This is a genomic window from Flavonifractor sp. An4 (assembly GCF_002161755.1).
Lineage (GTDB): Bacteria > Bacillota > Clostridia > Oscillospirales > Oscillospiraceae > Flavonifractor > Flavonifractor avicola.
The window spans coordinates 1-10024 of the sequence record NZ_NFIL01000060.1 but is presented as its reverse complement, the minus strand read 5'-3'; the positions used below and the strand labels follow the sequence as shown (position 1 = coordinate 10024).

The 10024-nt window shown below is 57.1% G+C and carries 9 protein-coding genes; 5 read left to right on the top strand and 4 right to left on the bottom strand.

Translation table 11 applies throughout. The annotated features are described in order from the left end of the window. The 4 genes from B5F94_RS14995 to B5F94_RS14980 form a co-directional block, all read left to right on the top strand. On the top strand, nucleotides 1-489 hold a 489-nt coding region (locus B5F94_RS14995; RefSeq protein ID WP_204247508.1), incomplete at its 5' end, for a Mu transposase C-terminal domain-containing protein. Beyond that, a complete protein-coding gene (locus B5F94_RS14990) occupies nucleotides 486-1880 on the top strand; it encodes an ATP-binding protein (RefSeq protein ID WP_087331291.1) in 1395 nt (464 codons plus the stop codon). The genes B5F94_RS14995 and B5F94_RS14990, both read left to right, overlap by 4 nt. Further along, on the top strand, nucleotides 1873-3111 hold the full coding sequence (locus B5F94_RS14985; RefSeq protein ID WP_158100302.1) for a TniQ family protein: 1239 nt from the start codon (nucleotides 1873-1875) through the stop codon (nucleotides 3109-3111). The genes B5F94_RS14990 and B5F94_RS14985 overlap by 8 nt, the downstream gene beginning before the upstream one ends. Nucleotides 3112-3260: 149 nt before the next feature. Further along, nucleotides 3261-3641 carry a signal peptidase I gene (locus B5F94_RS14980; protein WP_087331287.1) on the top strand — a complete coding sequence of 127 codons (381 nt, stop codon included), beginning with the start codon at nucleotides 3261-3263 and terminating at the stop codon, nucleotides 3639-3641. A gap of 90 nt (nucleotides 3642-3731) precedes the next feature. Here B5F94_RS14980 and B5F94_RS14975 read toward each other — a convergent pair whose 3' ends face one another. From B5F94_RS14975 to B5F94_RS14960, 4 genes are all read right to left on the bottom strand, one after another. Next, complete coding sequence (locus tag B5F94_RS14975; protein ID WP_087331285.1) at nucleotides 3732-5363, bottom strand: DNA primase family protein; 1632 nt, start codon at nucleotides 5361-5363, stop codon at nucleotides 3732-3734. 33 nt (nucleotides 5364-5396) lie between these two features. After that, complete coding sequence (locus B5F94_RS14970; protein ID WP_087331283.1) at nucleotides 5397-6002, bottom strand: hypothetical protein; 606 nt, start codon at nucleotides 6000-6002, stop codon at nucleotides 5397-5399. 74 nt (nucleotides 6003-6076) lie between these two features. Further along, complete coding sequence (locus B5F94_RS14965) at nucleotides 6077-6664, bottom strand: ssDNA-binding protein (protein ID WP_087331281.1); 588 nt, start codon at nucleotides 6662-6664, stop codon at nucleotides 6077-6079. Then, nucleotides 6661-7875 carry a DUF2800 domain-containing protein gene (locus B5F94_RS14960; protein WP_087331279.1) on the bottom strand — a complete coding sequence of 405 codons (1215 nt, stop codon included), beginning with the start codon at nucleotides 7873-7875 and terminating at the stop codon, nucleotides 6661-6663. The genes B5F94_RS14965 and B5F94_RS14960 overlap by 4 nt, the downstream gene beginning before the upstream one ends. A gap of 1504 nt (nucleotides 7876-9379) precedes the next feature. Here B5F94_RS14960 and B5F94_RS14955 point away from each other — a divergent pair. Further along, a partial coding sequence (locus tag B5F94_RS14955; RefSeq protein ID WP_143383320.1) for a hypothetical protein occupies nucleotides 9380-10024 on the top strand: 645 nt, incomplete at its 3' end.

Below are 10024 nucleotides of genomic sequence, written 5' to 3'. Positions count from 1 at the left end.
TATTACGCCGCCGCGGGCAAGTCCGCCCTGCTGGAACTGAATCCCCAGGAGGTCTACTACATGAGCCTGCCCCGAAAGACCTGCAAACTGACCCGCAAAGGCATCAGCCACGACCACCTCCTCTATGTCAACGGCGGCTTCCTGACCTCGGAGACTGGCCAGCGGCAGATCGGACAGAAGGTGTCCATCGCCTACGACGGGCAGAGCGTGGGGGAAATCTATCTGGTGCTGGATGGCTCCTATGTCCCCTTCCGCCTCGCCCCGCAGTATGCCGCCTATGACGGCGCGGCCAGGGCGGAGAGTGAGCTGTACTGGAAGGCGGACCGGCGGCACAAGCGGGATTATCAGAAGCTGGAGGACGAGGGCCGGGTGGAGCTGCTCCAGAAGCTGACTGCCATCCGGGACGAGGCCAGACCGGAGGCGGACCGGCGTCAGACCGGCGCGGACATCAAGGCCCACCGGACCCAGGAGAGGAGGAAACACCAATGAAATATCCAGACCAGCCGGCAGTGGATGCCGTCTACACACCCAATCAGCTCAGCGGCGCACAGCCCAACCCGTTCCTGGAGGCCATGCCGGAGATACTATCCAAAGAGGCCCTGTTCCGCCGCCTTGCCTGTTCGCCCCCGCAGCCAGACGCCGCCCAACTCAAACCTTCGGACCGCCGGCGGGGTCTCAACGCCCTCTCCTCCGTGTTCGTTCCCCTGGACTACATGGCCGTGATTTACAACACTCTCTACTGCTCCATGGAGAGCACCTACACCGCCAGCGCCACCATTGACAGCATCCGCCGGGTTCACGCCATCCACCAGGGGGACGGCGCGGCCCTGGCGCAGCTCCCCGTGGCCACCTCCACGGACAGCGGCTCCATCCTCGGTGTACCGGGCATCGGCAAGTCCTCCACCATCCGCCGGTGTCTGCGCCAGATCCCACAAGTCATCCGGCACAGCCAGTATGGAGACAGCAAGCTCTACTGCAATCAGGTCACATGGCTCATGGTAGAGTGCCCCGGCGACTGCTCCGTGAAGACCCTGGCCCTGAACATCATCGAAGCCATCGACCGGGCCATTGGAAGCAGTTACAGTGACCTGAACCAGCGAGTAGCCCGCCTGCCCAGCGCCTCCGTGCTGGCCACCCGGGTGAAGATACTCTGTCTGACCCATCATGTGGGCCTCATTGTGATCGACGAGATACAAAACGCCATCCTCACCGCGTCCCGTAACAAACAGAGCAAGGCCCTCATCAAGTTCCTGGTGGAGCTGTCCAACGAGGCGTGTACCAGCATCTACTATGTGGGCACCCCGTCCGCCGAGGACCTGTTTCTGTCCCAGGAGCACCTCAAGCGCCGGACCCGGGGCCTGCGTCTGCTCCCCATGCGCCCGGACGGCATCTACCGCCGCTTCCTACATGAACTGTGGCCGTATCAGTACACCCCGGAGCGCGCCCACTTCGCAGACGGACTTGTCAATCTGATGTACGACCTGTCCGGCGGCATCCCTGCATACATCGTCAAGATTTTCTGCGAGGCCCAGGTGCAGGCACTCCAGGCAGGGGCAGCACGGCTGGACGACAAGCTGATACGCAAGGCCGTGGAGACACTCAACATCGTCGTCCCCAAGACCTACGCCAAGGGGACCTACCTGTCCGACTTCTCCGTGTGCGATACGGACGAGGACGCCGAAACAGACACCGAGGCAGACACGGCAGAGGCCCTGGAGCCGGAATCGGTCCGCCGGCTCTATGCGGTGCCCCGTGGACGGCCCAAGGCCAAGCGGGACAAGCACGACATCCTGACCCTGGCGGCGGCGGGCCAGGACCCGGAAACCGCGGCTGCCGCCCTGGAACAAGCTGGACTCCTGGAGGTGTTCACAGGTGCTTAGTTTCTTCCCAACACCCTACCCGGACGAGCTCTGGTACAGCGTGATCGCCCGCTACCATACGCACAGCGGCGCCCTGTCCTGGCAAACCACTATGGAGGCCCTGTTCGGCAATGCCCGTGACACGGATGTGGGCAGCTTTTTCCCGAACGGAAGTATTCACAAGATTTTGGAACAGCTGCCGTCCGGTTTCCTGTCCGCCCAAGAGGTCGCCCTGCAACACACTCTGCTCCCATTCCTGATGCGGTTTCAGTCCCAGGAGAAAAAAGCCGCCATCCTGGAAGCGTTTCTGAACGGTGAGGACATGCGGCCCCGGTATCTGCGGGCCACCCGGGACATCAAGCCCCGCTCCATGCGCTACTGTCCTGTCTGCGTCCGGGAGGACACCCAAACCTACGGCGAACCATACTGGCACCGGGAGCACCAGATCGGGCTCATGCCCCTGTGCCCACGCCACCGCTGCCGCCTCCTGGACAAGCCCATCCCCAACACCCGGCCCCTGGGGGCACAGTATCTGCCACTGGATGGGCAGGACTGGGCGCAGCCAGACTATGGGGCACTGGAGTACGAATCTGCCCTGACCGACGCCCTCTGCACCTACCTGACCATGCCCTACGACCTCAGTCCAAACCGCGAGGCGGACAACTTGGCCCGTACCATGGAGAACGCCGGCCTACTCAATGAGGACAGCATCCGCAAGCAGTCGTTTGATGTTGACAAGCTATACGCCGCCCTGGTAAACAAGTACGGGCATAAATTGGTGGAGCATTACTTTGGCGACCATATCACCAAGGCCCATGCCCTGCGTCTGCGGCACTATCTGATTTACTCTGCCGAGGAATACGCCCTGCTGACCACCATGCTGGGGCAGGGGCCGGAGGTGCTTTTCTCTCCGGAACCAGTCCCGCTGACACTGGAGACCCGGATGCGGGAACTGGCCGCGTCTCATGCGATCCGAGACAAAGCCCGCATCGCCAAGCTGCTGGGCATCCGGGCAGACCGGCTTTTGCCCTATGCAAAACGCTTCGGGGTCGCGCCGTTCTGGCCACAGTCCGGGGCGGCAAAAGAGGCTCAAGAGAGGCAGACTTATACCGTGACTATCCATCTGTCCCCGATGGAGAGGGTGGAGTTGGATATGTTTATGCGTGACAAAGGCATGGGGGCATATTCCCACGCCCTACGGTATTTTATGGAGACAGGGTTGCACAAATGGTGGAAGGAGGGCAAATCATAGCGAGAACACTCTTGCAGACCTTCCGCAACTGTATTATGATAGGGTTCACAAACAACATAAAAAAATTGAAAGGGGGCGACAAAACATGGACAAGGAACAAATAATCGAGGCCACGCCAACAGGAGGTAGTACGACATCCCGCAGCAAAAATCCAGCCAAGGAGTTTCTCCAGGCCGCAACAGTCCCCAACCCATGTAGACTATGACAGCCTCCAGGTGGGCGACATCGTCGTCTACGACCGTCCCTACGACCACATGCAGGTCATTCATCGCATCGTTGCCATCTTCGACGAAGGCGTCCTCACCCAAGGCGACGCAAACCCTGTGGACGATGGACTCCTTCTCGCGGAAGATAACATCACCGGTGTGTACCTGGCCCACATCCCCGGCGTAGGCTACATTGCCAACATTATCCGAACGCCAGTAGGCATCGGCATCATATTGACCATCGTGGTCCTACTGCTTATATCAGACGCCCGCTCCAGCTCGCGGAGGAAGCAGGACGGCAACAACGTCCCGGACAGCCGATAGATCACGGCCCCCAAAAAAGAACATGCTCCCGCAGGCATCTCTATGTGATGAGATACCTGCGGGAGCATTATTTTTTTCGGTGATTTACTGTTACGCCGTCGGCGGCTCAGACTGGGCAGGCACAGTGACCGGGTTGCGACGTACAATGCCGGTTACCCTTTTCCCGATATACTCCCCAGGGAATGCTATGCCATAGTCGCAAAGCAGTTCTTCTCGCCCGCGGTCATAGCCAAAGGGCACCTTAATGTGGTCATTGTTAGCTCCCCGACCGGGATACATCCATTCGTCCGCGAGGGGCGGTTTCTGCACGACCCTGGTGAGCTCTGTGATAAATGTATTTTTCCCCAGGGGCGTGCTTGACGGGTTGTTGTCCTTTAAGTAGTTCTTGTATAAAATATATAAAATCTCGAAAGGAAATACATCATATTTAACCAGCTGCGGGAGGCATTCCAGGGCAAACTCCATCACCGGATTATTTGCAACACTGAAACCATCCGCCGCCGTCTTGCACGCAGCCGGGACTGGAAGCTCGTAATATTGCGGCATTACTGTCAGCACCCGGTACAGGACATACTCCAGCACTTCGGGCCTGATCAAATAGTCCTCCTTGATGTACTTCCGCTCCCGCCCGGTGAAGCACTTGTCGAACTCGATAATTAGGCATCTCCGCAGAAAGCTGTCCGTCCGGTCCCTTACCCGCGGCAAATCATTGAAGCACTGGATCATAAACCCACGAAATTGAAACTCGACGGCGTCACGGTACTTACGGGATATGGAGACATTATCACCAGTGACAAGGGCCTTGGCGTTGCTCGACTTATCCACAAACTCGCCCACATTGTTTTCGTCAGTCAGAACGCACACCGCGTGCATGATCGGTTCCAGGGCAAAATTTTTGTCACAATCCGCCAGTCGGACAGAAACACAGTTTTCACGGCCGACCAGAGCCCGGAGCAGGGCCAAAATCGTGCCTTTCCCGCTGTTGCCGCAACTCGAATAGAACCAGGCAGTGCGTCCCCACCCCACATTACTCCTAACCACAGCTCCGATGATGTGCCAAAGCAGATTTACCAATTCCTGGTCATCAAAGAGTTCCTTCATCCAGCTCTCCACGTCCCAGTCCGTCCCATCCTCGTCATTGTGGATGACAACATTTTGGGCGGCAGGGTTGTAAGGCACACTAATTTTGGATAAAAACACATAATCGGGCGAAAACGGCATCAAAACTTGACTCCGATAATCAAAAATGCCATTGGCCACCGGCACAAGGTCCCGGTCCGGCGTCCGCTGCCTGATGGGGACCGTGTTGCGTAATATCATCCTGACCTCCCGGATGTCCTTTTCCGACGCCCCGGGGCGCATTTGCAGGATAATTCGGTCCAGATCGCCGTCCAGAAGCGAGTACAGTCCCTGATTGGGTCCTGATTTTTGGTAGATGCCGAGGGGGAGCGGGTCCGAGGTGTTGCGCCGGTCGCTGCACTGGACCAGGGCAATAACCTCCGCCTTGGCCAGCAACTGAGCCGCCTGGTAATTGGTAATGTGCTCAATCATACGGTAGGTCATGCCCTTTGGCATACTTGTATTCATGGCCCGCAAGCGATCATTTGTAGTTGTAAACAGCTGCCCGACCATTTCGGGGATAGCTGGGAGGTTCGTCACATCAAGTGTATCAAGGTATTGGGCCGTGACCTCCTTGATGACTTGTTCCTTGGGAATATACATAATAATTACTCCTTTTGATTACATTTTCGGGGTTTATACCCCAAAAATCTGAACTTTTATCAGGCGGCGGGAAACATTTTGAACTCCATACCCCCAATAGGGCTCGTAGTAAAACGCTACTTGTGCATGGAGTGCTCTACGGTTCTTTCTCGTCCGCCTGTCCAAGAAAATTGTGTCCAGGTCCGTGATTGGGTGGCCTTGCGCGTCAACGATTTCGGGCGAGTGCTTGCCATCGGCATAAGCCCGCATCTCCACTGTCCGCACCGGTCCTGCGTCGGGATCGCCCAGATTAGCCGGCCCATCGGTCTCGTACCAGGACGGCATCTTGCCGCTTGGAAGATAACCAAATCGCCCAGTGACCGGTCGGCCACGCCGGAGATAGAGCGCATTGCACATAGCCTTGCGGGCGTCCGCCAGCAGCTGGGCGTTGCCGCTTGTAGGAACGGCAAAATATGCGCTCCACCGCTGCCGCCGGCCCCCGTAGCGTGTCCCCGTCTCAACGCGGGAGAGGTCGTACAGGATAGTGTCCGGCCCAGTAACGATTGGATTGGTTTCGGACAGCCCATAAGTCTCCTCAGAGTTGCGGGACGCACCTGCCGAAATATCAGGTCCGACAGGCGGATTATGATACTCTGACATATTATCCTCCAGTGTAACGCGGCCCCGGCCCGGCCGGCCACATGACCTGACGGCCGGACCGGGGCATTTTCTGTTTACGAGATGCCAGGCTGCTGGATTGCAACCAGGATACACCCGACGCCAATCGTATCACCATGGCTCTCGTGCATCCGAACATACGAGTAAAACCACAAGATCACGCTTGCGTCATCAGCTTCATTGATGTCTTCGGGCGGCAGATAGTCACCATTGGCGTCCACCGTGATTGGCATACGCCTGTTTCTCGCGGTAAAGTAGATTTTCCCGACACGATACCTGTTGCGCAAATATCTTCCCGCCGCAGCGGTAGCCACATCGCCGTCATGGACACACGATACACAGCTTAGAGGCACCTTTCCTTGTCGTGCAGGGTATCGCGCCAAATAGTCCGCCAGCGCCTCGTTGAAAACATACTGTATCGCATCCTCGATAGTATGTACAGCGGCGCTGTCGGTCTCCTTGTCGATGATGACCTCCGCAGAGTGCTTCGCCATCGACCCGCCCTCAAACGGCTCCGGCCGACACAGCCGCAAAAACCGTAACTGCGCGTGGGCTACATGGACATATTGCCCATACGCACCAGGCAGCTCCATCGCCTCGATGTCCGACTGATGCTGTGCCAAAAACGCCTCGTAGTCCGTCATTGTGCCGGCCCTCCGACGGCGGTATCATCCTGGCGGAGGACATCCTTGCCTGGGGTGCGACAGGCATAACCAGCCACAAGCTGCTCATAGGCGTCGTTGCCGATGGCCCGCCGCATCTCAAAGGGGGTACGCAACTTCTGCGCCTGTGCCAATAGGCCATGCGCCTCCAGGATTTCCCGCACCACCGCCTCGTCGTAGAAACGCAGATTGCCGGGGTTGTGGCCCAACCGGAAGCCGGGGATGGTGCCCCCGCGCTGGATGTGACCGACGGCCCACTCTTCCAGGGGCCTTTGGCAGGACTCGATATCCTTTGCCATGGTCAGTAACTCCGCAACCTCTTGCTCGTTGAGCCTGGGTGACTGCTGGGGCGATACCATCGCCAAACTCTCATACCGGCTGTCCAGTGACGCGATCAACTGCGTTACCCACGCCCTGCACAGGGGCCGTCCCGGGCAGACGTTGCAGTACGGGCCAGGGCGATATGTCCGCTCGCCCTGCATCACACTGCGTACCAGGGCTACCATGGTCTCCTTGCCCCATCTAAGCAATTCATCCGGAGTCGTTTCGATACGCCGATCAAAGCTGATGCCGGGTTTTATGATTTCCAGAACAACTTTTTCCCGGGGTCCATGCTCACTGATTAGACCAAGTCCGTATAGCCGGCATCGGTCGCGCGCCTGCTCGTAGTAGATGGGGCCCATGCCGGCCTTGAACTCGTAGACATGGAGCACTTTATCCGTCACGGTTGCACAGTCGCAGTACCCGGTACACGTATCGGGCAAACCACACGCAGCCAGACAGTCCACACGATGCTCAGGCAGCAGTACCGGATGGGTGTCGCATGTCTGCTCAGCCAGATACGCCGACTTGACTCGCCCCACGCAAGCGTCGATGATCTTTTGGGCCTTTGACGAGGCATGTAGCATATCAAGTGGCTCAGGGTTATGACCGGCAAGCCTTTCCAGCTCATAGGCGATAAGTGCATGGATGATTTTACCATCTCGGATATCACGGTCAGGGATATCTGAGACAGTAACCCAATCCTCGGCCTTTTCTCGGTGACTGCTCGGGTACTTTGCCGCAAACTCTGCGGCTCCTTTGCAGTCCAACAAAAGTGCCGCCAGCGTTGGTGAGAGGGCCTGCGGCCTCATGTTGTTGCCCTGGGTCCCAGGCTGGGCCGGAGATACAGGGCGGACTGTCATTTCCTTCATGACAATCTCCTCCTTTGATTATACAAGGATCGAAACCCCTGCCAGCGCCCTGTATCTGGCTTATCGGCCGTAACTTGTGCTGCGATACTTGCTATTATAGCGGGCCACATCGTAATTTCTTATTACAATTTACAGCCCGCCTGTTATTCTATATTATAATCATTAAAATTAAAATGTCAACACAATTCATAAAAAATTTTAACTTCTTCTGGACTGCGTTCCATTTCCCGGTGCGGCCACGGCAAAAGCGGGCCAAAATTTCCAGCCAGAGGAAAAAAGATGAAATTCTGCATTTTTCCTCCCACTGGAAATTTGCTGAAAATGCGCAAAATTGCGGCCAGATACAGTTTTCAGCACGCGTGTCATGTGACACGAAAAAATGATGAAAACTGCCGTCGCTCCGCTCCAAAATACGCCCATATATGCCGCAAAAAATCCCGAATCTGCAAAATGCTGAAATTCATCATTTTTTGATCCGGGATTTTACCATTTTCGCAAACGAAAATGAAGCATATATGGGCTACTTTTCGCCGCCACCGCCATTCGGCGGCATAACGGCGAAAAAAGCAAAAAGGGCATAAGGGGTCCTGACACGCCGCCGGTTTCACCGTCTGCGTGGCCGGCACAGCCGGCAGGACTGACGCCACGTCGCCGGGCAAGCCCGCCGCCGCAGCGTCACCCCGCGCCCTGCCTTGCGGCAGATCGCGGGGCCCTTACTGCGCTCCGGCTGGGGCCGTCGCTTGCCCTTGCCGCCTACGGCGTCTGCGGGTGCCCACAAAAACACAGGACGGGGTGGAACATACCATCGTCCCATCCCGTCCTGTGTTTGCCCGCCTGTGGCGGATCATATCTCGTGATACATATAATATATAAATATATATAAGGTAGGCTGGGTCGCCTACCGCACCATTTTTCGCGCCAGGGGTCTTGAAGTCAAAAACCCCCGGCAAGGCCAAGGACACGCCCGCGAGGGACGCATCCCCATGTATTCCTCCCCTGGGGGGGGGAAGCGGTCCCCATGCCTCAAATGTCCGCCGACTCCGCCGGCGTCAGTGTAGAGTCGAAGCTGGAGCCGAAGGATCGGCTGATACCATGCCTGCAAATACGGGAAACCACTTGATTTTCCAGGCGGTGTGGTATAAAATGATGCTGGAAACGCAGTAAAAGCGGCAGCCCGCAGGGTGTTGGTAGCACCCTACGGGCCTATGATGAGTGACGGTACCACTCAACACAACAGTCTCACGACTGCACCGTAGCCTTATTATACCCATGCCCCTTGGATTTTTCAAGGGAAAATGGGGAATGTAGGGCCTATTGTGTTACGCTCTGAATGATTCAGGCGGTGTTGGGTCCTTTGCACTCGGCACCGCTTTTTGCGTTTCCGGCAGACCCCGCGCGGTCCGGGGAGGGGCCTTTCCGGCCTCTCCCCAAGGCCGCCCTGTCGGAAACCAGCTTCCCCGGCGTCAGCGCCTATTTTCTATCATAAAGGAGGAAGAAAACACCCATGAACAAAAGGCGAAAAGCGTTATCTGTCGCCCTCGCAACTGCTCTGCTGATTCCCGCCCTGACCGTCACAGCCTTCGGCGGTGCGCTCGGCTACAACGACATTCTGTATGAAGGTTACATCAAGGGTAACACGACCCTCGGTGGCAACCTGACCCTGACCGACCCTGCGGCCCGTGACCTGTATAATGACCTTATCTTCACATCCGGAGCACCCGGTTCTGCATCCGGAAGCGGTTATGGTTCGTTCTACACCGGCATCCGAGCCACTGGCGCATATGCCATCATCAACGGTGTTGATGACACTATCACAGGCGGCACCGGAGAGACTCATACGCTCGACGAACTGCGTCCCATCGGGAACATCAAGTGGGTGCTCCATGACGGTGTGCTGGTCATTACCAACGATTGGACTGACGCAGAAGTCGAAGCCAAGATTAACCGCGGTGTCGACGAAACCATGCAGTTCAACGCACGAAAGTCCATGACCCAGATGAACTTCCTGAACTTCGAACATTCCCAGTTAGAAATCACCCCGTTCCGCAACAACCCCAACATCGAGACCGTCATCATAGGCGATAATATCGACTACAACGCAGTGCGTGCCCTGTTCGTTGGTTGCGACAATTTGCGTAACATCATCTGC